The sequence below is a fragment of the Cellulomonas sp. APG4 genome, assembly GCF_009996735.1.
Classification (GTDB): Bacteria; Actinomycetota; Actinomycetes; order Actinomycetales; family Cellulomonadaceae; genus Actinotalea.
The window spans coordinates 15,744-37,173 of record NZ_JAACYI010000002.1; the positions used below are offsets into that span (position 1 = coordinate 15,744).

Sequence of the window (21,430 nt, forward strand, 5' to 3'; positions counted from 1 at the left end):
TCAGGTCCCCTCCGGCGCCGTGGGCGCCCCCACGGTCGCGGGCTCGCCGCCCACGTCGCCGTAGTCGTCGGTCACGTCCACCTCGGTCTCGTCGCCGCCCGTCCACCGTACGGTCAGGTCGCCGAGCGGCTGCAGCTGCTCGAACGCCACCGCCCCCTCGCGGAAGAGCTCGAGCAGCGCGAGGAACCGCACGACGACGACGAGCGTGCTGTCCGCGTCCTGCACGAGCGTCCGGAAGGTGCCAGAGCCGTGGCGTCGCAACCGGTCGACGAGCACGGCGGCCTGCTCACGCACGCTCACGGCCGGGGCGTGCAGGTGCGCGAGGTCCACCGTCGGCAGCGGCCTCGGGCGCAGGGCGTGCGCCGCGAGGACGGCGAGCTCGGCCGGGCCGATCTCGAGCACGAGCTCGGGCAGCAACGCCGCGTGCTCGGGCTCGAGACCCACGCTGCGCGGGACGCTGCGCCCCTGTGTGGCGAGTCGCTCGCCGATCTCCGCAGCGGCCTGCTTGTAGGCGCGGTACTGCAGCAGCCGCGCGAACAGCAGGTCGCGCGCCTCGAGCATCTCGAGGTCCTCGGCGTCCTCGACGTCACCCTGCGGGAGCAGGCGTGCGGCCTTGAGGTCCAGGAGCGTCGCCGCCACCACCAGGAACTCGCTGATCTGGCCGAGCTCCCACGGCGTGTCGCTCTGCTCGGCGGCGCGCACGGCAGCGATGAACTCGTCGGTCACCTGCGCGAGCGCGACCTCCGTGATGTCGAGCTTGTGCTTGGCGATGAGGCCGAGCAGCAGGTCGAACGGGCCGGTGAAGTTCTCGAGGTGGACCTCGAACGGCCCGGACGTGCGCGGTGCGGGCTCCTCAGGCGGCATCGCCACGGGCCACGAGCTCGCGCGCGAGCTGGCGGTAGGCCACCGCACCCGGGTGCGACGGCGCGTAGGACGTGATCGGCTCGGCCGCGACCGACGAGTCCGGGAACTTGACCGTGCGCCCGATCACCGTGTGCAGCAGCTGGTCGCCGAACGCCTCGTGCACGCGCTGGAGCACCTCGCGCGAGTGCAGGGTGCGCGGGTCGTGCATCGTGGCGAGGATCCCGTCGACCTCGAGGCGCGGGTTGAGCCTGTCCCGCACCTTCTCGACGGTCTCGATCAGCAGCGCCACGCCGCGCAGCGCGAAGAACTCGCACTCGAGCGGGATCAGCACGCCGTGCGCCGCGGTCAGGGCGTTGACGGTCAGCAGGCCCAGCGACGGCTGGCAGTCCACGAGGATCACGTCGTACTCGTCCTCTGCCGCGCGCAGCACGCGCGCGAGGATCGACTCACGCGCGACCTCGCCCACCAGCTGCACCTCGGCCGCGGAGAGGTCGATGTTCGCGGGCAGCAGGTCCAGGCGGTCGACCGCTGTGGGCCGCACGACGTCAGCCAGCTGCGCGCCGCGCTCCATGAGCAGGTTGTAGACCGTGCGGTCGAGCTCGTGCGGGCTCACCCCCAGCCCCACCGAGGCCGCACCCTGAGGGTCGAAGTCCACGATCAGCACGCGCCGCCCGTAGCCCGCGAGAGCGGCGGCGAGGTTGATGGTGGTGGTCGTCTTGCCGACGCCACCCTTCTGGTTGCACAGCGCAATGATGCGCGCCGGACCGTGCCCGGCCAGCGGGGCGGGCTCCGGGAACTCCGGGAGCGGGCGGCCCACGGGGTCGGTGGCGCCGTCGGCCCCGGCGTCGAGCGGGAGGCTCGCCTGGGTCGTCGTCCCTCGGTCCTGGCTGGTCACGCGAGCGAGGTTACCGCAGCGGGCCGGTCCCGCCCGGCAGCCACGAGGGGGTCAGCCGAGGGCACGGGGATGGGCTGCGACGTACACCTCGCGCAGCGTGTCGGCCGTCACCTGGGTGTAGATCTGCGTCGTCGTCACCGAGGCATGACCGAGCAGCTCCTGGACCACGCGCACGTCCGCGCCGCCGGCCAGCAGGTGCGTCGCGAACGAGTGCCGGAGGGTGTGCGGCGACACGTCGTCGGCCCGGCTCAGCCCGGCGCGCTGGGCCGCCTGCCGCAGCACGGCCCACGCGCTCTGCCGGCTGAGCCGCGCACCGCGCGTGTTCAGCAGGACGGCGGGTGTCCCGCGGCCCGACGACGCGAGCTGCGGCCGGGCGCGTACGAGGTACGCCTCGAGCGCCGCGCGTGCGTACGACCCCATGGGGACGACCCGTTCCTTGCCCCCTTTGCCGAGCAGCCGCACGGACGACGTGGCCGGGTCCATGTCCACGTCGTCCACGTCGAGGCCGACCACCTCGCTGATGCGTGCACCGGTCGAGTACAGGAGCTCGAGCAGCGCGCGGTCGCGCAGCGGGACCGGTCCGTCACCGAGCCCGGCTGCGTCGAGCAGGCGGGCGACGTCGTCGGTCGAGATCGCCTTGGGCAGCCGACGGGGCTGCGCGGGCGGCCGCACCTCGCGGGCCGGGTCCTGCGCCGTGATGCCCTCGAGGGCGCAGAAGCGGTGCCAGCCGTGGACGGCGGCGACCACGCGCGCCGTGGACGACGGCGCGAGCGGCGTCGAGCCGTCCGAGCCCGTGCGTACCGAGGTGACGAAGTCGCGGACGTCCGCCTCCGTCACGTCGTCGGGCGCGGTCCGGCCTCGCAGCACGAGGAACGACGTGTAGCGCGCGAGGTCGCGCCGGTACGCGGCGAGCGTGTTCCCGGACAGGCCGCGCTCGACCGCGAGGTGGTCCAGGTAGCCGGCCACGGCAGTGGCGAGCGCCTCGGGCACCTCGACTGCGTCCACGGACGTCAGAGGGGCCAGAACGGATCCACGCCGACCGCGACGAACAGCAGCGTCAGATAGGTGATCGAGGCGTGGAACAGCTTCATCTCGCCGAGCCTGCGACCCGCCTGGGGCTGCCGCGCACGTCGCAGGAGCATCACCGTCGCCCACAGGAACCAGACGCCCAGGGCCGAGGCCGCGACGGTGTAGACCCACGACATGCCGGCGGCGGGGACGAGCAGCAGGGAGCTCGCGATCATCGCGACCGTGTAGCCGACCATCTCGGTCGAGACCCGGACGTCGCTCGCGACGACGGGGAGCATCGGGACGCCCGCGGCCGCGTAGTCCTTGCGGAACTTCATCGACAACGGCCAGTAGTGCGGCGGCGTCCAGAAGAAGATCACGCCGAAGAGCGCGATCGGGGCCCACCCGAGCGAGCCGGTCACGGCCGACCAGCCGATGAGGACGGGCATGCACCCTGCCACGCCACCCCACACGATGTTCTGCGGGGTGCGCCGCTTGAGCAGCATCGTGTAGCCGACCACGTAGAGCAGGATCGCCGCCAGTGCCAGGGCGGCGGACACGAGGTTCACGAGCACGGCGAACCACAGCACCGAGACCGCGCCGAGCACGAGACCGAAGACGACGGCGGCGCGCGGGCTCACCTCGCCCGTGACGAGCGGGCGACGCCGGGTGCGGCTCATCACCTCGTCGATGTCGCGGTCGAGGTAGCAGTTGAGCGTGTTGGCCGAGCCCGCCGCCAGCGTGCCGCCCACGAGGGTCGCGAGCACGAGCCCGAACGACGGGAAGCCTCCTGCGGCGAGCAGCATCGTCGGCACGGTCGTGACGAGCAGGAGCTCGATGATCCGCGGCTTGGTCAGTGCGACATAGGCGCCGACGCGCGAGACCACGGTCGCCCACGACGTCGTGACCCGGCCGGGGCTCGTGCGGGCCACGCCGAGGTCTCCGACGCCGGCGGGTCGTTCGGCCGGGGCGTGGCTGGCTGTCCGCACGTCGGATGGGCTCCGTTCTCGCTGCCGGACCCGGCCGCTGCACCGGGTGCACGCGGCGGGTCGTGGTCGTGGGCACGCCCGGGGCAGGCGTGGTCCGGGACCATCGTACGGGTCCGCGCGTCGACGGATGCGGTAGCCGTGCCGCGGGGCGGCCTCGGCGGTCCCCGACGAGGCCGTCCACCTGCTGGCCCACCTCTCGTCGCGGGCCACGCGCCGGTAGGGTCGGCGCTGGTGCGGCCGATCGGTGCCCGACCGCTGACGGATCCGCTCAGGCTCCCGTGGCTCGGAGGACGACCACGGCCCGACACCGCACGTACCAGGCGAAGGCCCGGGTCCGGCCCGGGCAGGAATGAGGTCCCGTGAACGCGTCCGCCCCCAGCACCCCGCCGCTCGAGTGGTCTGACCTGGACAGCAGGGCCGTCGACACGGTGCGCGTCCTCGCCGCTGACGCGGTCGAGAAGGTGGGCAACGGCCACCCCGGCACGGCGATCAGCCTGGCCCCGGCCGCCTACCTCCTGTTCCAGAAGGTGATGCGCCTCGACCCGAGCGACCCGCACTGGCTCGGGCGCGACCGGTTCGTGCTCTCCGCGGGCCACACGAGCCTCACCCAGTACATCCAGCTGTACCTCGCGGGCTACGGCCTCGAGGTCGAGGACATCGCGGCGCTGCGCACCTGGGGCTCGAAGACCCCCGGCCACCCGGAGTACCGCCACACGACGGGTGTCGAGATCACCACCGGTCCGCTCGGCCAGGGCCTGGCGAGCGCGGTCGGCATGGCGATGGCGGCCCGGCGCGAGCGCGGCCTGCTGGACCCGGAAGCCGCGCCGGGGACGAGCCCGTTCGACCACCACGTGTTCGTCGTGGCCTCGGACGGCGACCTCCAGGAGGGCGTCACGAGCGAGGCGTCCTCGATCGCGGGCACGCAGGAGCTCGGCAACCTCGTCGTGCTCTGGGACGACAACCGCATCTCGATCGAGGGCGACACCGAGATCGCCTTCACCGAGGACGTGCTCAAGCGCTACGAGGCCTACGGCTGGCACGTGCAGTCGGTGGACTGGACCCAGACCGCCGACGGCAGCGCCTACCACGAGGACGTCGAGGCGCTCCACGCCGCGATCCAGGCCGCCAGGGCCGTCACGGACCGTCCGTCGTTCATCCGCCTGCGCACGATCATCGCGTGGCCCGCGCCGACCAAGCAGAACACCCACGGCTCGCACGGCTCGAAGCTCGGTGGCGACGAGGTGCGCGCGCTCAAGGAGCTGCTGGGCTTCGACCCGGACGCGACGTTCGCCGTCGAGCCCGAGGTCATCGCGCACACGCGCGGCGTCCGGGAGCGCAACGCCGGCGCCAAGGCCGAGTGGCAGCGCGCCTACGACCAGTGGCGCGCCTCGTCCCCCGAGCGTGCCGCGCTGCTCGACCGCCTGGTGTCCCGCGAGCTGCCCTCGGGCTGGGCCGACGCACTGCCCACGTTCAGCCCGGAGAAGGCGATCGCCACCCGTGCCGCGTCGGGCGAGGTGCTCTCGGCGCTGGCCCCCGTGCTCCCCGAGCTCTGGGGCGGCTCGGCCGACCTCGCGGGCTCGAACAACACGACCATGAAGGGTGAGCCGTCCTTCATCCCGGCCCACCGATCGACCGAGGAGTTCGCAGGCTACGAGTTCGGCCGCACGCTGCACTTCGGCATCCGCGAGCACGCGATGGGCGCGATCCTCTCGGGCATCGCGCTCCACGGCCTCACCCGGCCGTACGGCGGCACCTTCTTCACGTTCAGCGACTACATGCGTGGCGCCGTCCGCCTCGCGGCCCTCATGGGCGTCCCTGTGATCTACGTCTGGACACACGACTCGATCGGCCTGGGTGAGGACGGCCCCACGCACCAGCCGGTCGAGCACCTCGCCGCCGTCCGCGCGATCCCGGGCCTGAGCGTGGTGCGTCCGGCCGACGCGAACGAGACGGCCGCTGCGTGGAAGGCGACGCTCGAGCGCACCGACCACCCGGTCGCCCTCGTGCTCACGCGGCAGAACGTGCCGACCTTCCCGCGCGGCGAGCAGGGCTTCGCCTCGGCCGACGGCGTCGCGCGCGGCGCGTACACGCTCCTGGAGGCGAGCGCGGGCACCCCCGAGGTGATCCTCATCGCGACAGGCTCCGAGGTGCAGCTCGCGGTGGAGGCGCGCACGCGCCTCGAGGCCGACGGCGTGGCCACCCGCGTGGTCTCGGCCCCGAGCCTCGAGTGGTTCGCCGAGCAGGACGATGCCTACCGCGAGCAGGTGCTGCCCTCGTCGATCCGCGCACGCGTCTCGGTCGAGGCCGGCATCGCGATGCCGTGGCACCGCATCGTCGGGGATGCCGGCCGCACCGTCTCGCTCGAGCACTACGGCGCCTCGGCCGACTACGAGACCCTGTACCGCGAGTTCGGGCTGACCCCCGAGACGGTCGTCGCCGCGGCGCGCGACTCGATCGCCGCAGCGCGCGGCGACGAGGGGCCGGGGGCAGACTCGGTGCCGACCGAGAGCGGGACCGGGGACCTCTGAGCGCGGCTCGGCCCGCCGAGGAGTCCCTCAACGACCGACCGCAGGACCCGACGCACGACCGGCCCCGCCCTCGGGCGGGGCCGGTACCGACCGAAGGAGCCCCATGAGCACGACACCCGCCGACCGGCTGCCCGACCCCGTCCGGACCCTCCAGGAGGCGGGGGTCGCGATCTGGCTCGACGACCTCTCGCGTGAGCTGCTGCGCGGTGGGGGGCTCGAACGACTCGTCGCCGAGCGCGGCGTGGTGGGCGTGACGACCAACCCGACGATCTTCGCGTCGGCACTCGCGAAGGGCTCGGCGTACGACGAGCAGCTCGCCGAGCTCGCTGCCCGTGGTACCGACGTCGACGCGGCGGTCGAGACGATCACGACCGACGACGTGCGCGAGGCCTGCGACGTCCTGGCGCCCGTGCACGCCGCGACCGCGGGCCTCGACGGGCGCGTGTCGATCGAGGTGGACCCCCGTATGGCGCGGGACACCCGGGCGACCGTCGAGACGGCGCGCCGGCTCTGGGCGACGGTCGACCGGCCGAACCTCTACATCAAGATCCCGGCGACCGTCGAGGGCCTCCCCGCGATCACGGCGGCCGTCGCGGAGGGCATCAGCGTCAACGTCACGCTGATCTTCTCGCTCTCGCGCTACCGCAAGGTGCTCGACGCCTACATGGCAGGCCTCGAGAAGGCACGCGAGCAGGGCCTCGACCTCTCCGCGATCGCCTCGGTCGCCTCGTTCTTCGTCTCGCGGGTGGACGCCGCCGTGGACCCGCTGCTCGACGCGCACGACGCACGCGAGGCGGCCACCTTGCGGGGCAAGGTCGCGATCGCCAACGCCCGGCTCGCCTACGAGCTGTACGAGGAGGTCACCGCAGGTCGCCGGTGGCGGGCTCTCGCCGAGGCCGGCGCCCGCCCGCAGCGTCCGTTGTGGGCGTCCACGGGTGTCAAGGACCCTGCCTACCCCGACACGCTCTACGTCGACGAGCTCGTCGCTCCGGGCGTCGTCAACACCATGCCCGGTGCGACGCTCGAGGCGGTCGCGGAGCACGGCCGTGCGGCCACGGACACCGTCACGGGTACGTATGCGGAGGCGCACGACCGGCTCGAGCTGCTCGCCGCGCTGGGGATCGACCTCGACCGCGTCACCAAGAAGCTCGAGGCCGAGGGCGTCACCAAGTTCGAGGCGAGCTGGCACGAGCTCCTCGCCACCGTGTCCGAGGGGCTGGCGCAGGCCACCCCGTCCCGTCCCGAGGAGAACGCGTGACCACACCGACCGTCCCGGCGCGACACGGGGCCCGTCGATGAGCCCGACCTCGGCCGAGGAGGCCGCCAACCCGCTGCGCGACCCGCGCGACCGGCGACTGCCGCGGATCGCGGGACCGTGCGGTCTGGTGATCTTCGGTGTCACCGGGGACCTCGCCAAGCGCAAGCTGATGCCCGCCGTGTACGACCTCGCCAACCGTGGTCTGCTGCCCCCCGGCTTCGCGCTCACCGGTTTCGCCCGGCGCGAGTGGGACAAGCAGGACTTCGAGAAGGTCGTCCACGACGCCGTCAAGGCGAACGCCCGTACGGAGTTCCGCGAGAGCACCTGGCGGCAGCTCTCGGAGGGCATCCGGTTCGTGCAGGGCGAGTTCGACGACGACGAGGCGTTCGACCGTCTGAGCGCGACCGTGGCCGAGCTCGATGCGGAGCGGGGTACGGGCGGCAACCACGCGTTCTACCTCTCAGTGCCGCCCGGGTCGTTCCCGCTGGTGTGCCGTCAGCTGGCCCGCTCGGGCCTCTCCGAGCAGCACGAGGGCGCCTGGCGACGGGTGGTCGTCGAGAAGCCCTTCGGCCACGACCTCGCGAGCGCTCGCGAGCTCAACGACGTGGTGTCGGAGGTCTTCCAGCCCGAGTCCGTCTTCCGCATCGACCACTACCTGGGCAAGGAGACCGTCCAGAACCTCCTGGCGCTGCGCTTCGCGAACCAGCTCTTCGAACCCATCTGGAACGCGAACTACGTCGACCACGTCCAGATCACCATGGCCGAGGACATCGGCATCGGCGGCCGTGCGGGGTACTACGACGGCATCGGGGCGGCGCGCGACGTGATCCAGAACCACCTGCTGCAGCTCCTCGCGCTCACGGCCATGGAGGAACCGGTCTCGTTCGACGCGCAGGACCTGCGCGCGGAGAAGGAGAAGGTGCTCTCGGCGGTCCGTCTGCCCAAGGACCTCGCGCTGCACACGGCCCGCGGCCAGTACGCCGCCGGCTGGCAGGGCGGCGAGCAGGTGCGTGGCTATCTCGACGAGGACGGCATCTCGCCCGACTCCGAGACGGAGACCTACGCCGCGATCCGGCTCGACATCGACACCCGCCGATGGGCCGGGGTCCCGTTCTACCTGCGTACCGGCAAGCGGCTCGGCCGGCGCGTGACCGAGATCGCGGTCGTCTTCAAGCGCGCGCCCCACCTGCCCTTCGAGTCGACCGCCACGGCCGAGCTCGGCAAGAACGCGCTCGTCATCCGGGTGCAGCCCGACGAGGGCGTGACGATCCGCTTCGGTTCCAAGGTCCCGGGCACCGCGATGGAGGTCCGGGACGTCACCATGGACTTCGGCTACGGGCACTCGTTCACGGAGTCCTCGCCCGAGGCGTACGAACGGCTGATCCTCGACGTCCTGCTGGGCGACCCCCCGCTGTTCCCGCGGCACGAGGAGGTCGAGCTCTCGTGGAAGATCCTCGACCCGATCGAGGAGTTCTGGGCCGGCCAGGGCCAGCCCGACCAGTACCGCTCGGGCACGTGGGGACCCGAGTCGGCGGACCAGATGATGGCGCGCGACGGCCGAGCCTGGCGGCGGCCATGAGGAGGACCCCGTGATCGTCGACCTGCCCAGGACCACCACGAACGCGGTCACGAAGGCTCTTGTCACGCTCCGCGAGGAGGGCGGCGCCGTCGCCCTCGGGCGCGTGCTCACGCTCGTGATCGACGCCCAGGGCGGCGCGGTCGAGCCCGCGATCGATGCCGCGAACGAGGCCAGCCGCGAGCACCCGTGCCGTGTCATCGTGCTCGCCGAGTCGGAGCCGGCGCCCGGCGAGGACGGCCGGCTCGACGCGCAGGTGCGCGTGGGCGGTGACGCGGGGGCCAGCGAGGTCGTCGTGCTCAGGGCGTCGCACGCGATGCTCGAGAACGCCGACACCCTGGTCATGCCGCTCCTGCTCCCGGACGCCCCGATCGTCGTGTGGTGGCCGAACGAGATCCCCGAGAGCCCCGAGGAGCACCCGATCGGGCGCATGGCGCAGCGCCGGATCACGGACTCCCTGTCGTGCGCCGACCCTGTGGGCAGCCTGCGCCGGCTGCGCGCGGGCCACAGCGCGGGTGACACCGACATCGCGTGGACGCGCCTCACCGTGTGGCGGGGGCTGCTGGCAGCCGCCCTCGACCAGCCGCCGCACGAGGCCGTCACCCGGGCCGAGGTCTCCGGGCACGAACGCCACCCCTCGGTCTACCTCCTGGGCGCCTGGCTCGCCCACGCGCTCGAGTGCCCCGTCGAGATCGTGCGGCAGCAGGACGTCCGCGGCATCACGCGGGTCGTGCTCGAGCGCCCCTCGGGCCCCGTCGTGATCGACCGTCCGGACGGGCGCGAGGGTGTGCTCAACCAGCCCGGTCAGCCCGAGCGGCGGATCGCGATGCCGATCCGGGAGCTGACCGAGTGCCTCGCCGAGGAGCTCCGACGCCTCGACCCGGACGACGTCTACAGCGAGGTCCTCGAGCTCGGTCTCCCCCGCGTCGGTGCCGCATGACGTCGACCCAGGTGTGCCCCGACGCCGATCGCCTCGCGCGCCTCATCGGCGCCGCGATCGTCACGGAGCTCACGGCGCCCCGCCGCAGCTCACCGTTCCACCTCGTGCTCACCGGCGGGACCATCGGCATCCGGGGCCTCGCGGAGGTCCGCGGTGCGGCGAGGTTCCCGCAGATCGACTGGAGCACCGTGCACCTGTGGTGGGGCGACGAGCGGTTCCTCCCGGCCGGACACCCGGACCGCAACGAGACGCAGGCCCGTGCGGCGCTCATCGACCACCTCGACATCCCGGCCGAGAACGTCCACCCCGTGCCCGCCGCGGACGCCCCGGGCGTCACGTCGCCGGAGGACGCCGCGCGCCTGTACGCCGACGAGCTGGTGCGGGTGGTCGGGCCCGCGGGCGACGCGCCGTCCGACGACGCAGGCCCGGTCCCGCCCGAGCTCGACCTCGTCCTGCTCGGCATGGGACCGGACGGGCACGTCGCGTCGCTGTTCCCCGGCCACCCCGGGCTCGACGTCGTCGACCGGCTCGTCGTCGGTGTCCACGGCTCGCCGAAGCCGCCTCCCGAGCGCGTGAGCCTCACCTTCCCGGCCCTGAACGGCGCGCAGACGGTCCTGCTGCTCGTCTCGGGCGCCGAGAAGGCGCCGGCCGTGGGGCGGGCGCTGCGCGGTGACGACCTGCACACGACCCCCGCCGCCGGAGTCGCGGGACGCAGCACGACGCGATGGCTGCTCGACATGGAGGCCGCGTCGTTCGACCTCACGCCCGAGGAGCAGGCGAGCTCACCCGAGGTCACCTATGAGCGCTGAGACCTGGGCCGCCGTCGACACCTACCTCGAGCCGCTCGTCGGTGAGGACGAGGCGCTGCGGGCGGCGAACCACAGGGCGCGCGAAGCGGGACTCCCGGCGATCCAGGTGTCCGCCGCGCAGGGCAAGCTGCTCCACCTCGTCGCCCAGCTCCACGGGTCCCAGCGCGCGCTCGAGGTCGGGACCCTCGGGGGCTACAGCACCATCTGGCTCGCGCGGGGCCTGCAGGGCCCGGGCCGGCACGTGACCACGATCGAGGTCGATCCGCGGCACGCCGACGTCGCGCGTGAGAACCTCGATCGCGCAGGCCTGGCCGATGTCGTCGAGGTGCGGGTCGGCAAGGGTGTCGACGTGCTCGCGAGCCTCGTCGCAGACGACGTCGCGCCGTACGACCTCGTGTTCATCGACGCCGACAAGCCCTCGAACGTGGCCTACCTCGAGGCCGCACTCGAGCTCACACGCCCGGGCGCCGTCATCGTCGTCGACAACGTGGTGCGGGCCGGGGCCCTCGCGGACCCCCAGGACGACGAGCGCGTCCAGGGCTCGCGCGCTGTGGTGGAGCGCGCCGCACAGGACGCGCGCCTGTCGGGGACGGTCGTCCAGACCGTCGGCAGCAAGGGCTACGACGGCTTCCTGCTGCTCCGCCGGCTCGCCTGACACCCGCACCTGCCCCGGGGCACGCGCTGCCCCTGAGGACGGCGCGTCAGCGAGTCGCGCTCAGCCGCCTCGACGGGCGCGCAGCGCGGCGAGCGCCTCGTCGAGGATCGCCTGACCGTCCTCGTCCGAGCGGCGCTCCTTCACGTACGCGAGGTGCGTCTTGTAGGGCTCGTTGCGCACGGGCGAAGGAGGGTTCTCCTTGTCCTGCCCCGCGGGGTAGCCGCAGCGCGGGCAGTCCCACGTCTCCGGCGCCTCGGCACCGGCCTCCTCCGAGAAGCTCGGGCGCGTCTCGTGCCCGTTGGCGCACCAGTAGGACACCCAGAACCGGGGGGCGGAGTCTCCGCGCTCGGCCTCACCCATGGGGCCGGCTCCGACGCGGGACCCCCTGATCGCACTACCGCTCGCCACCGTGGACCTCCGTTGTCAGGCGCTGACGCGCTGGATCAGACCGAGCAGCACGATCACGACGGTCCACAGCAGCGCGAGGCCGATCGTGATCCGGTTGAGGTTGCGCTCGGCGACTCCTGAGCTGCCCGCGCCGCTCGACACGCCGCCGCCGAACATGTCGGACAGTCCGCCGCCCTTCCCCTTGTGCAGGAGCACCAAGAGGATGACGAGGATGCTGGTCAGGACCAGCAGTACCTGCAGGGTGATGCGCAGTGCGTCCACGTGCTCGTACGTCCTCACTCGAAGTCATGGCACCGGCAGGCGCCCGGTCAAGGATAGGCGACGGGCTCCCGATCAGGCGAACACCCGTCCGGGTGGGTTGCTGTGGGTGCCGCCGACCGCCCGGGCGCACCGTGGGGGCGGTGGCGGATCGCCACCGCCCCCACGGGGACGCTCAGGTCAGAGACCGACGTTGTGCTGCTGGTAGCGGACGATCTTCGCGAACTCCTCGGGGTCGAGGCTCGCGCCACCCACGAGCGCACCGTCGACGTCCGGCTGGGCCATGATCGACGCGACGTTCCCCGACTTGACCGACCCGCCGTAGAGCACGCGCACCGCGTCGGCGACCTCGGCCGAGTAGAGCTCCGCGAGCCGCGCACGGATCGCGCCGCAGACCTCCTGCGCATCCTCCGGGGTCGCGACCTCACCGGTGCCGATCGCCCACACGGGCTCGTACGCGATGACGACCTTGGCCGCGTGCTCGGCCGGCAGGCCGGCCAGACCACCGTCGAGCTGCGCGAGGGTGTACGAGACCTGGTCCCCCGCCTTGCGGACGTCGAGGCCCTCACCGACGCACAGGATCGGGACGATCCCCTGGCCGAACGCGGAGGCGACCTTGGCCGCGCACAGCGCGTCGTCCTCACCGTGGTACTGACGACGCTCCGAGTGCCCGACAGCCACGTACGTGACACCGAGCTTGCTGAGCATCACGGGCGAGATCTCACCCGTGTACGCGCCCTCGGTGTGCGCCGAGACGTCCTGCGCCCCGTAGCTCAGCTCGAGCTTGTCGGCGTCCACCAGCGTCTGGACCGAGCGCAGGTCGGTGAACGGGACGAGCACGCTCACCTCGACCTGGCTGTAGTCGTGCTTGGCGTCCTTGAGCGTCCAGGCGAGCTTCTGGACCAGATGCGTGGCCTGGTGGTGGTCCAGGTTCATCTTCCAGTTGCCGGCCATGAGCGGGGTGCGTGCCATCAGTCCTCCAGAACCGCGATACCGGGAAGGGTCTTGCCCTCGAGCAGCTCGAGGCTCGCGCCTCCACCGGTCGAGATGTGGCCGAATCCGGCCTCGTCGAAGCCGAGCGTGCGCACAGCGGCCGCGGAGTCGCCGCCGCCGACGATCGAGAAGCCCTCCGTGTCGACGAGCGCCTGCGCGACGGCGCGCGTGCCCTCGGCGAACGCCGGGAACTCGAAGACGCCCATGGGGCCGTTCCACGCGATCGTGCGCGCGCCGAGGATCGCCTCCCGGAACAGCTCCGCCGAACGCGGGCCGATGTCCAGGCCCATGCGGCCTGCGGGGATCGCGTCGGCTGCGACGGTGTCGTGGGGCGCGTCGGCCGCGAACGCGTCGGCCACGACGATGTCGGTGGGGAGCACGATCTCGACGCCCGACTCCTGGGCCTGGGCGAGGTAGCCGCGCACGGCCTCGACCTGGTCCTCCTCGAGCAGCGACGAGCCGACCTCGTGGCCCTGCGCCTTGAGGAACGTGAAGACCATGCCACCACCGATGAGGAGCTTGTCGGCCTTGGTGAGCAGGTTGGCGATCACGCCCAGCTTGTCCGACACCTTCGAGCCGCCGAGCACCACGACGTAGGGCCGCTCGGGGTCCTCGACCGCCTTGCGCAGCGCCTCGACCTCGGCCCGCACGAGGGAGCCGGCCGCGTGCGGCAGGCGCAGCGCGACGTCGTAGACCGAGGCCTGCTTCCGGTGCACGACGCCGAAGCCGTCCGAGACGAACACGTCGGCGAGGGCCGCGAGCTCGTCGGCCAGCGCGCCACGCTCGGCCTCGTCCTTGGAGGTCTCACGGGCGTCGAAGCGGATGTTCTCGAGCAGCGCGAGCTCACCGTCCTCGAGCGCCGCGACGGTCGCGCGGGCCGACTCCCCCACGACGTCCTCCGCGAGGGCCACGGGGCGGCCGAGCAGCTCGCCGAGCCGCGTCGCGACGGGCGCGAGCGAGTACTTCGGGTCCGGCTCACCCTTGGGGCGGCCGAGGTGCGCGGTGACGACCACGCGGGCGCCCGCGTCCAGCAGGGCGGTCAGGGTCGGCAGCGCGGCACGGATGCGGCCGTCGTCCGTGATGGTCGTGCCGTCGAGCGGCACGTTGAAGTCGGAGCGGACGAGCACGCGCTTGCCGCGCAGGTCGCCCAGGTCGTCGATGGTCTTCATGGCTCTTCCTGGTGGTGTGACGGGGCCTTCACATGACGGCGTCCGCGTGCCCCGGCGAGATCTCGCGCGGGGCACGCGGACGCATGTCGCCTGCTCGGTGGTGCGACGAGGTCAGAGACGCTCGCCCACGTAGGTGGTGAGCTTGACGAGCGAGTTGGAGTAGCCCCACTCGTTGTCGTACCACGCGACGACCTTGACCTGGTCGCCGATCACCTTGGTGAGGCCGGCGTCGAAGATGCTCGAGGCCGGGTCCGTCTCGATGTCCTTCGAGACGATGGGCTCCTCGGTGTAGGTGAGGATCCCCTTGAGCTCGGGGCTCTCGGCGGCGGCCTTCATCGCGGCGTTGACCTCCTCCACCGTGACCTCGCGGCCCGCGGTGAAGGTGAGGTCGGTGGCCGAGCCGGTGGGCGTGGGCACGCGCATCGCGTAGCCGTCGAGCTTGCCCTTGAGCTGCGGGAGCACCAGCGAGACCGCCTTGGCGGCACCGGTCGACGTCGGGACCATGTTCAGGGCCGCGGCGCGGGCGCGACGCAGGTCCTTGTGCGGGCCGTCCTGCAGGTTCTGGTCCTGCGTGTACGCGTGGATCGTCGTCATGAGGCCGCGGACGATCCCGAACTGCTCGTCGAGGACCTTGGCCATCGGCGCGAGGCAGTTCGTGGTGCACGACGCGTTCGAGACGATGTGGTGGTTCGCCGGGTCGTACTCGGTGTGGTTCACGCCGACGACGAAGGTCGCGTCCTCGTTCTTGGCGGGGGCCGAGATGATGACCTTCTTGGCACCGGCGTCGATGTGCGCCTTCGCCTTGGTCGCGTCCGTGAAGATGCCGGTCGACTCGATGACGATGTCGGCACCCAGCTCACCCCACGGGAGGGCGGACGGGTCACGCTCGGCCAGGGCCTTGAACGACTTGCCACCGACCGTGATGCTCGTCTCGTCGTACGTCACGTCCTGGGCCAGGCGGCCGAGGATCGAGTCGTACTTCAGCAGGTGCGCGAGGGACTTGTTGTCCGTCAGGTCGTTGACTCCCACGATCTCGATGTCGGCACCCGACTCGAGTACGGCGCGGAAGAAGTTACGTCCGATACGGCCGAAGCCGTTGATCCCGACGCGGATGGTCACAATGCCCTCCTCGGCGCGCGCCGGTTCGGCCGACACGCTCAGTTTGGTCGCTTGACGTTGCGTACGGCCCTGTACGCCTGGGCCGAGAGATCACCAACACCGTCCCAGGACGGCGTGTGGTGTCGGTCACCAGATGTCCACGAGGTTACACCCCGGACACATGTCGCGCCGGGACGTCCGTCCCGCGTCCGGGGTGAGGCCGGATGTCTCCGAGCATGCCACCCGCGCGGCGGGTCCGCAGGTCGCGCCCTGGCTCAGACGTCGAGCATGTCAGCGGTCAGGCCGGCCTCGGTGTCGGGGATCCCGAGCTCGGACGCGCGCTTGTCAGCGGTCGCGAGCAGACGTCGGATCCGCCCGGCGACCGCGTCCTTGGTGAGCGGCGGGTCGGCGAGCTGACCGAGCTCCTCGAGCGAGGCCTGCTTGTGCGCGAGGCGCAGCTCGCCGGCCTCGCGCAGGTGGTCGGGCAGGTCCTCACCGAGGATCTCGAACGCGCGCTCGACCCTCGCCCCCGCCGCGACGGCCGCGCGCGCCGAGCGGCGCAGGTTGGCGTCGTCGAAGTTGGCGAGCCGGTTGGCCGTGCCGCGGACCTCGCGCCGCATCCGGCGCTCCTCCCACACCAGGACGGCGTCGTGCGCACCGAGGCGCGTCAGCATGGCGCCGATCGCGTCACCGTCACGGATCACGACGCGGTCCACGCCGCGCACCTCGCGGGCCTTGGCCGAGATGCCGAGCCTGCGCGCGGCGCCCACCAGCGCGAGCGCCGCCTCCGGTCCCGGGCAGGTGATCTCGAGGGCCGCGGACCGCCCTGGCTCGGTGAGCGAGCCGTGCGCGAGGAACGCGCCCCGCCACGCCGCCTCGGCCTCGCCGAGACCGGCCGAGACCACCTGCGGAGGGAGCCCGCGGACCGGACGGCCACGGCTGTCGAGCAGACCCGTCTGCCTGGCGAGGGACTCGCCGTCCTTGACGACCCGCACGACGTAGCGCGTGCCGCGACGCAGGCCGCCACCGCTCACCACGACGACGTCGCTCGTGTGCCCGTACACCTCGGAGACGAACGTCCGCAGTCGCCTCGCGGCGACCCCGGTGTCGAGCTCGGCCTCGATGACGATGCGGCCCGAGATGATGTGCAGCCCACCCGCGAACCGGAGGGTCGCCGAGACCTCGGCCTTGCGGCACGAGGTCTTGTCGACGGTGAGCCGGGCCAGCTCGTCCTTCACCTGTGCCGTCAGAGCCATGGGCGTCATCCTGCCATCACCGCGCCGCTTCCCCGACGTCGCCGAGGAACCCCTCGAACGCGTCCCGGTAGGCCGCCGCGAGCCGCAGCGAGTCGTGGCGCGGCGAGCCGTCACCCACCCGCACCTGCCGCAGCAGCAGGTCCGCCCCCAGCGCACGGCAGTGGTCGCTCAGCGCCCCGACGTCCTCGATGGCCGTCGGGTCCGCGAGGACGACGTCGATCCGCAGGTCGGGAGCGTGCTCGCGCAGGGCGATCAGGTGGTCGTGCGCCGTCATCCCCGGGGTCTCCGCGGTCTCCTGGCTCAGGTTGAGGGTCACGCAGCGGCGCGCCGACGTCCGGTGCAGGGCCGCCGAGAGCTCGGGCACCAGCAGGTGCGGCATGACCGAGGTGAACCACGAGCCGGGACCGAGCACGACCCAGTCGGCCGCGTCGACGGCGGCCACGGCCTCGGGGCACGCGGGCGGGTCGCGCGGGATGAGTCGCACGGCTCGCACCCGGCCCGGGGCCACGGCGACCTCGCTCTGCCCGCGCACCACCTCGGTCCGGCCGGTCTCGTCCACGAGCTCGGCCTCGATCGCGAGGGGGACGGACGCCATCGGCAGCACACGACCACGCGCACCGAGCAGCCGCCCCACCCAGTCGAGCCCCGTCACGGTGTCGCCCAGGAGCTCCCAGAGCGCCACGATCAGCAGGTTGCCCACCGCGTGCTGGTCGAGCGAACCCTCCGAACGGAACCTGTGCTGCAGCAGGTCCCGCCACGTCCGGCCCCAGTCCGTGTCGTCGCACAGCGCCGACAGCGCCATGCGCAGGTCCCCCGGCGGCAGCACGTCCATCTCCGCGCGCAGCCGGCCCGACGAGCCACCGTCGTCGGCAACCGTCACGACGGCCGTGAGGCGGTCCGACATGAGGCGGAGGGCACCGAGACTCGCCGCCAGCCCGTGGCCGCCGCCCAGGGCGACCACGGCCGGGCCGATGCCACCCGCGCCGGCCTCGCTCATTCGCGCCCCAGGTCGCGGTGGGAGACCACCACCCGGTGCCCGCGGTCGCGCAGCGCGTGCGCGAGCGCCTCGGCGAGAGCCACCGAGCGGTGCTTGCCGCCCGTGCAGCCGACCGCGACCGTCGCGTACCGCTTGTCCTCGTGCTCGTAGCCGGCCAGCACAGGCTCGAGGGCGTCGACATACCGTTCCAGGAACGCCTGGGCACCCGGCAGGCCGAGGACGTGGTCGCGCACCGGGGCGTCGCGCCCCGTCAGGTGGCGCAGCTCGGTGATCCAGTACGGGTTCGACAGGAAGCGCATGTCGACGACGTGGTCGGCGTCGAGCGGGAGGCCGTACTTGAAGCCGAAGCTCAGCACGTTGATCCGCAGCGTCTCCTCACCACCGCCCAGCACCGCCTGCCGCACGTGGTGCGCGAGGTCGTGCACGTTGAGGTCGCTGGTGTCGATCAGCACGTCGGCCCGCTCGCGGATGCCGCGGAGCATCTCCCGCTCCTCCGCGATCCCGTCGAGGATGCGACCCTCGCCCTGGAGCGGGTGCGGGCGACGCACGGCCTCGAAACGCTGCACGAGCACCGGGTCGGACGCGTCGAGGAACACGATGCGGTAGCGCATCCCCGCGTCGCGCAGCTGGTCGATGACGTGCACGAGGTCGGCGAAGAACTCGCGCCCGCGCACGTCGACCACGGCGGCGAGCCGGGTGACCCCACCCGCGCTCGTGGTCATCATCCCCGCGAGCTGGGTGAGCAGCTGCGGTGGCAGGTTGTCGACGACGTACCAGTTCAGGTCCTCGAGGACGGCGGCCGTGCGGCTACGACCGGCTCCCGACATGCCCGTGATCACGAGCAGCTCGGGCGTCTCACCCGCCGGGGCCGGGGTGCTCTGCTCGAGGGCGGGGATCCCTGTCGGGACTGTCGTGGGGGGCGGTTCCGACGTCATGGCTCCAGCATGCCAGGCCGGGAAGCGGGGGCGGCGGGCTCGGCGTCCTCCCCTGCTCCGGTCCCGTCGGCCTCCGTCGTCGCGGGCGTCCGGACCCGCTCCGGCGCGTCCTGCGTGCCGTTGAGCGAGTCGAGCACCGCCTGGGCGGTGCGGCGACCGAGCCCGGGCACCGCGGCCACCTCCTCGACGGTGGCCCGCCTCAGCCGCGCCACCGACCCGAAATGGCTCAGCAGCGCGGCGCGCCGCGTCGGCCCGAGGCCCGGGACGTCGTCGAGGGCCGATGCGGTCATGCCCTTGCTTCGCCGCTTGCGGTGCAGGCGGATCGCGAACCGGTGCGCCTCGTCGCGTGCGCGCTGGAGCAGGTAGAGCCCTTCGGACGAGCGTTCGAGGATGACCGGGTAGTCCTCCCCCGGGAGCCAGACCTCCTCGAGGCGCTTGGCGAGGCCGCACAGCGCGACGTCCTCGATGCCGAGCTCCGCGAGCGCGCGTGCCGCGGCCTCGACCTGCGGCTTGCCGCCGTCGACCACCACGAGGTTCGGCGGGTAGGCGAACCGCCCACCTCGCTCACCCACCTCCGCACCCACCTCGCCCGAGCGCGGCTCGCGAACGTCGGTGCCGGTCGCGGCGCGCGGCGCCGCGGTCTCGGGCGCGGCGTCGTCCGCGGCGCCGTCCTCGCCGAGGTCGGGACGCTCGGAGCGAGACCGCTCCTCGAGGTAGCGCCGGAACCTGCGGGTCAGCACCTCGTGGATCGCCGCGGTGTCGTCGCGCGCGCCGTCGCCGTCCGGTCCCCGCACCGCGAACTGCCGGTACTCGGACTTGCGCGCGAGACCGTCCTCGAAGACCACCATGGACCCCACCTGGTGCGTGCCCTGGGTGGTCGAGATGTCGTAGCACTCGATGCGCAGCGGCGCCGAGTCGAGCGCGAGCGCCTCCTGGATCTCGCGCAGTGCCTGGCTGCGGGTCGTGAGGTCGCCGGCGCGCCTCGTGCGGTGCAGCGCGAGCGCGTGCTCGGCGTTGCGGCGCACCGTCTCTGCGAGGGCACGCTTGTCGCCGCGCTGCGGCACGCGCACGCTCACCCGCGCGCCGCGCATCGCCGACAACCACGCCGACACCTGGTCGGTGTCCGGCGGGAGCACCGGGACGAGCACCTCGCGCGGCACGGCGTCGTTCACAGGCGCCTCACGCTCCGGGCGCCGCGAGCCGTCCGAGCTGCGTGGCACCGGGGCGGCGCCGCCATCCCCGTAGACCTGCTGGAGCAGGTGCTCCACGAGCTCGTCGTCGCCGACGTCCTCGACCTTCTCGACCACCCAGCCACGTTGCCCACGGATGCGGCCACCGCGCACGTGGAACACCTGGACGGCGGCCTCGAGCTCGTCCCCCACGAGCGCGAAGACGTCGGCGTCGGTGCCGTCGGGGAGCACGACGGCGTTCTTCTCCGTCGCCCGCTGCAGCGCTGCGATGTCGTCGCGCAGGCGTGCCGCAGCCTCGAACTCGAGCGCCGCCGACGCCTCCTTCATCCGCCGCTCGAGACGTCGCACGAACCTGGCGGTGTCCCCGGCCATGAAGTCGCAGAAGTCCTGGGCGAGCGCTCGGTGCTCGTCCGCGCCGATGCGTCCCACGCACGGCGCCGAGCACTTGTCGATGTACCCGAGGAGGCAGGGCCGTCCCGACTGCGCGGCGCGCTTGAAGACCCCCGCCGAGCAGGTGCGCACCGGGAACACCCGGAGCAGCAGGTCGACCGTCTCCCGGATGGCCCAGGCGTGGCCGTAGGGGCCGAAGTACCGCGTGCCGGGACGCTTCGCGCCGCGCATCACCTGCACGCGCGGGAACTCGTCGGCGAGCGTGACGGCGAGGTAGGGGTACGACTTGTCGTCGCGGTACTTGACGTTGAAGCGCGGGTCGTACTCCTTGATCCAGGAGTACTCGAGCGCGAGGGCCTCGACCTCGGTCCCGACGACGGTCCACTCGACCGAGGCGGCGGTGGTCACCATCTGCTGCGTGCGGGGGTGCAGCGCCGAGAGGTCCTGGAAGTAGCTCGCGAGGCGTGACCTGAGGCTCTTCGCCTTGCCCACGTACACGACTCGCCCGTGCTCGTCGCGGAAGCGGTACACCCCGGGAGAGTCGGGGACCTGGCCGGGTCGGGGTCGGTAGGTTGCCGGGTCGGCCATGCGCCCGAGCCTATGTCAGGCCGACGACACGCCGGCCCGCGGCCATGGACGCAGGGTGCGCGCGGAGGGTCTCGCCCGGGCGCCGTCGGCTCGCTAGCGTGTGGTCATGGGGCCCCTCCACACCTACAACGCGACCGTGACCTGGACCGGTGCCGGTCCTTCCGGAACGCGCACCTACACGTCGTACAGCCGCGATCACGACGTCGAGTTCAGCGGCAAGCCGACGCTGGCCGGCTCGTCCGACGTCGCGTTCCGGGGCGACCCCGCGCGCTACAACCCCGAGGAGCTCCTGGTCGGCGCCGTGTCGCAGTGCCACATGCTGTGGTTCCTGCACCTCGCGGCCGCCGACGGCGTGGTCGTCACCGGCTACGTGGACAACGCCGTCGGCACGATGCGTATCGAGGCGGCGGGCGCCGGCCAGTTCACGCAGGTCGTCCTGCACCCGGTGGTGACCCTCGGGTCGGCCGCGCGCGCCGACGGCCGGGACATCACGGACGCCGACGTGCTGGCGCTCCACCGCAAGGCCCACGAGCACTGCTTCATCGCGCGGTCCGTGAGCTTCCCGGTGCGGCACGACCCGGCCCCCGTGCGTGTCGAGGGTGAGCCGGTACCGGTCACCACCTGAG

General features: G+C 72.6%; 20 protein-coding genes. 7 read left to right on the plus strand and 13 right to left on the minus strand.

Annotated features, from left to right (window positions below):
• The 4 genes from GXB85_RS02180 to GXB85_RS02195 all read right to left on the minus strand — a co-directional run bounded on the left by GXB85_RS02180 (position 1) and on the right by GXB85_RS02195 (position 3,699).
• The gene (locus tag GXB85_RS02180) at positions 1–864 is read right to left on the minus strand and encodes a ScpA family protein (protein WP_161916190.1); all 864 of its coding nucleotides are present in this window, start codon (positions 862–864) and stop codon (positions 1–3) included.
• Positions 854–1,681 carry an AAA family ATPase gene (locus GXB85_RS02185; protein WP_161916189.1) on the minus strand — a complete coding sequence of 276 codons (828 nt, stop codon included), beginning with the start codon at positions 1,679–1,681 and terminating at the stop codon, positions 854–856. The genes GXB85_RS02180 and GXB85_RS02185 overlap by 11 nt, the downstream gene beginning before the upstream one ends.
• Positions 1,682–1,810: 129 nt before the next feature.
• Positions 1,811–2,773 carry a site-specific tyrosine recombinase XerD gene (xerD, locus tag GXB85_RS02190; RefSeq protein WP_202627486.1) on the minus strand — a complete coding sequence of 321 codons (963 nt, stop codon included), beginning with the start codon at positions 2,771–2,773 and terminating at the stop codon, positions 1,811–1,813.
• The gene (locus GXB85_RS02195) at positions 2,770–3,699 is read right to left on the minus strand and encodes a heme o synthase (RefSeq protein ID WP_370523948.1); all 930 of its coding nucleotides are present in this window, start codon (positions 3,697–3,699) and stop codon (positions 2,770–2,772) included. Before GXB85_RS02195 ends, xerD begins: the two co-directional genes overlap by 4 nt.
• Positions 3,700–4,115: 416 nt before the next feature.
• On the opposite strand from GXB85_RS02195, the gene tkt reads away from it, so the two are divergent.
• From tkt to GXB85_RS02225, 6 genes are all read left to right on the plus strand, one after another.
• A complete protein-coding gene (tkt, locus tag GXB85_RS02200) occupies positions 4,116–6,284 on the plus strand; it encodes a transketolase (protein ID WP_161916008.1) in 2,169 nt (722 codons plus the stop codon).
• 103 nt (positions 6,285–6,387) lie between these two features.
• Positions 6,388–7,542, plus strand: a complete 1,155-nt coding sequence (tal, locus tag GXB85_RS02205) for a transaldolase (protein WP_202627473.1) — start codon at positions 6,388–6,390, stop codon at positions 7,540–7,542.
• A gap of 37 nt (positions 7,543–7,579) precedes the next feature.
• The gene (zwf, locus tag GXB85_RS02210) at positions 7,580–9,121 is read left to right on the plus strand and encodes a glucose-6-phosphate dehydrogenase (RefSeq protein WP_161916009.1); all 1,542 of its coding nucleotides are present in this window, start codon (positions 7,580–7,582) and stop codon (positions 9,119–9,121) included.
• Between the two features lie 10 nt (positions 9,122–9,131).
• A complete protein-coding gene (locus GXB85_RS02215; RefSeq protein WP_161916010.1) occupies positions 9,132–10,058 on the plus strand; it encodes a glucose-6-phosphate dehydrogenase assembly protein OpcA in 927 nt (308 codons plus the stop codon).
• Positions 10,055–10,867 carry a 6-phosphogluconolactonase gene (gene pgl, locus GXB85_RS02220; protein WP_161916011.1) on the plus strand — a complete coding sequence of 271 codons (813 nt, stop codon included), beginning with the start codon at positions 10,055–10,057 and terminating at the stop codon, positions 10,865–10,867. The genes GXB85_RS02215 and pgl overlap by 4 nt, the downstream gene beginning before the upstream one ends.
• Complete coding sequence (locus tag GXB85_RS02225) at positions 10,857–11,522, plus strand: O-methyltransferase (protein ID WP_161916012.1); 666 nt, start codon at positions 10,857–10,859, stop codon at positions 11,520–11,522. The genes pgl and GXB85_RS02225 overlap by 11 nt, the downstream gene beginning before the upstream one ends.
• A 60-nt stretch (positions 11,523–11,582) precedes the next feature.
• Here the strand turns inward: GXB85_RS02225 and GXB85_RS02230 are convergent, their stop codons facing one another.
• From GXB85_RS02230 to uvrC, 9 genes are all read right to left on the minus strand, one after another.
• Entirely contained in the window at positions 11,583–11,930 is a 348-nt protein-coding gene (locus tag GXB85_RS02230; protein WP_161916013.1) for an RNA polymerase-binding protein RbpA, read from the minus strand.
• Between the two features lie 15 nt (positions 11,931–11,945).
• Positions 11,946–12,191 (minus strand): preprotein translocase subunit SecG, encoded by a 246-nt coding sequence (gene secG / locus GXB85_RS02235; protein ID WP_161916014.1) that lies wholly within the window; start codon positions 12,189–12,191, stop codon positions 11,946–11,948.
• A gap of 177 nt (positions 12,192–12,368) precedes the next feature.
• Positions 12,369–13,160: a triose-phosphate isomerase gene (gene tpiA / locus GXB85_RS02240; RefSeq protein WP_161916015.1), complete on the minus strand. Its 792-nt coding sequence runs from the start codon at positions 13,158–13,160 to the stop codon at positions 12,369–12,371.
• Entirely contained in the window at positions 13,160–14,350 is a 1,191-nt protein-coding gene (gene pgk, locus GXB85_RS02245; RefSeq protein ID WP_161916016.1) for a phosphoglycerate kinase, read from the minus strand. Before pgk ends, tpiA begins: the two co-directional genes overlap by 1 nt.
• Positions 14,351–14,461: 111 nt before the next feature.
• Positions 14,462–15,469, minus strand: coding sequence for a type I glyceraldehyde-3-phosphate dehydrogenase (gene gap / locus GXB85_RS02250; RefSeq protein ID WP_161916017.1), 1,008 nt, complete (start codon positions 15,467–15,469; stop codon positions 14,462–14,464).
• 254 nt (positions 15,470–15,723) lie between these two features.
• Positions 15,724–16,704, minus strand: a complete 981-nt coding sequence (gene whiA, locus GXB85_RS02255) for a DNA-binding protein WhiA (protein ID WP_161916018.1) — start codon at positions 16,702–16,704, stop codon at positions 15,724–15,726.
• Between the two features lie 16 nt (positions 16,705–16,720).
• On the minus strand, positions 16,721–17,701 hold the full coding sequence (gene yvcK / locus GXB85_RS02260; protein ID WP_161916019.1) for a uridine diphosphate-N-acetylglucosamine-binding protein YvcK: 981 nt from the start codon (positions 17,699–17,701) through the stop codon (positions 16,721–16,723).
• Positions 17,698–18,636 (minus strand): RNase adapter RapZ, encoded by a 939-nt coding sequence (gene rapZ / locus GXB85_RS02265; protein ID WP_161916020.1) that lies wholly within the window; start codon positions 18,634–18,636, stop codon positions 17,698–17,700. Before rapZ ends, yvcK begins: the two co-directional genes overlap by 4 nt.
• Complete coding sequence (gene uvrC / locus GXB85_RS02270; RefSeq protein ID WP_161916021.1) at positions 18,633–20,804, minus strand: excinuclease ABC subunit UvrC; 2,172 nt, start codon at positions 20,802–20,804, stop codon at positions 18,633–18,635. Before uvrC ends, rapZ begins: the two co-directional genes overlap by 4 nt.
• Before the next feature lie 106 nt (positions 20,805–20,910).
• Here uvrC and GXB85_RS02275 point away from each other — a divergent pair, with 106 nt between their 5' ends.
• Positions 20,911–21,429 carry an OsmC family protein gene (locus GXB85_RS02275; RefSeq protein WP_161916022.1) on the plus strand — a complete coding sequence of 173 codons (519 nt, stop codon included), beginning with the start codon at positions 20,911–20,913 and terminating at the stop codon, positions 21,427–21,429.
• Position 21,430 lies beyond the last annotated feature (1 nt).

Coding starts and splice junctions, on each gene's coding strand:
- GXB85_RS02180 (WP_161916190.1), bottom strand. CDS start 864: ATGCCGCCTGAGGAGCCCGCACCGCGCACGTCCGGGCCGTTCGAGGTC.
- tal (WP_202627473.1), top strand. CDS start 6,388: ATGAGCACGACACCCGCCGACCGGCTGCCCGACCCCGTCCGGACCCTC.
- zwf (WP_161916009.1), top strand. CDS start 7,580: ATGAGCCCGACCTCGGCCGAGGAGGCCGCCAACCCGCTGCGCGACCCG.
- pgl (WP_161916011.1), top strand. CDS start 10,055: ATGACGTCGACCCAGGTGTGCCCCGACGCCGATCGCCTCGCGCGCCTC.
- GXB85_RS02225 (WP_161916012.1), top strand. CDS start 10,857: ATGAGCGCTGAGACCTGGGCCGCCGTCGACACCTACCTCGAGCCGCTC.
- tpiA (WP_161916015.1), bottom strand. CDS start 13,160: ATGGCACGCACCCCGCTCATGGCCGGCAACTGGAAGATGAACCTGGAC.
- pgk (WP_161916016.1), bottom strand. CDS start 14,350: ATGAAGACCATCGACGACCTGGGCGACCTGCGCGGCAAGCGCGTGCTC.
- whiA (WP_161916018.1), bottom strand. CDS start 16,704: ATGGCTCTGACGGCACAGGTGAAGGACGAGCTGGCCCGGCTCACCGTC.
- yvcK (WP_161916019.1), bottom strand. CDS start 17,701: ATGAGCGAGGCCGGCGCGGGTGGCATCGGCCCGGCCGTGGTCGCCCTG.
- rapZ (WP_161916020.1), bottom strand. CDS start 18,636: ATGACGTCGGAACCGCCCCCCACGACAGTCCCGACAGGGATCCCCGCC.
- uvrC (WP_161916021.1), bottom strand. CDS start 20,804: ATGGCCGACCCGGCAACCTACCGACCCCGACCCGGCCAGGTCCCCGAC.
- GXB85_RS02275 (WP_161916022.1), top strand. CDS start 20,911: ATGGGGCCCCTCCACACCTACAACGCGACCGTGACCTGGACCGGTGCC.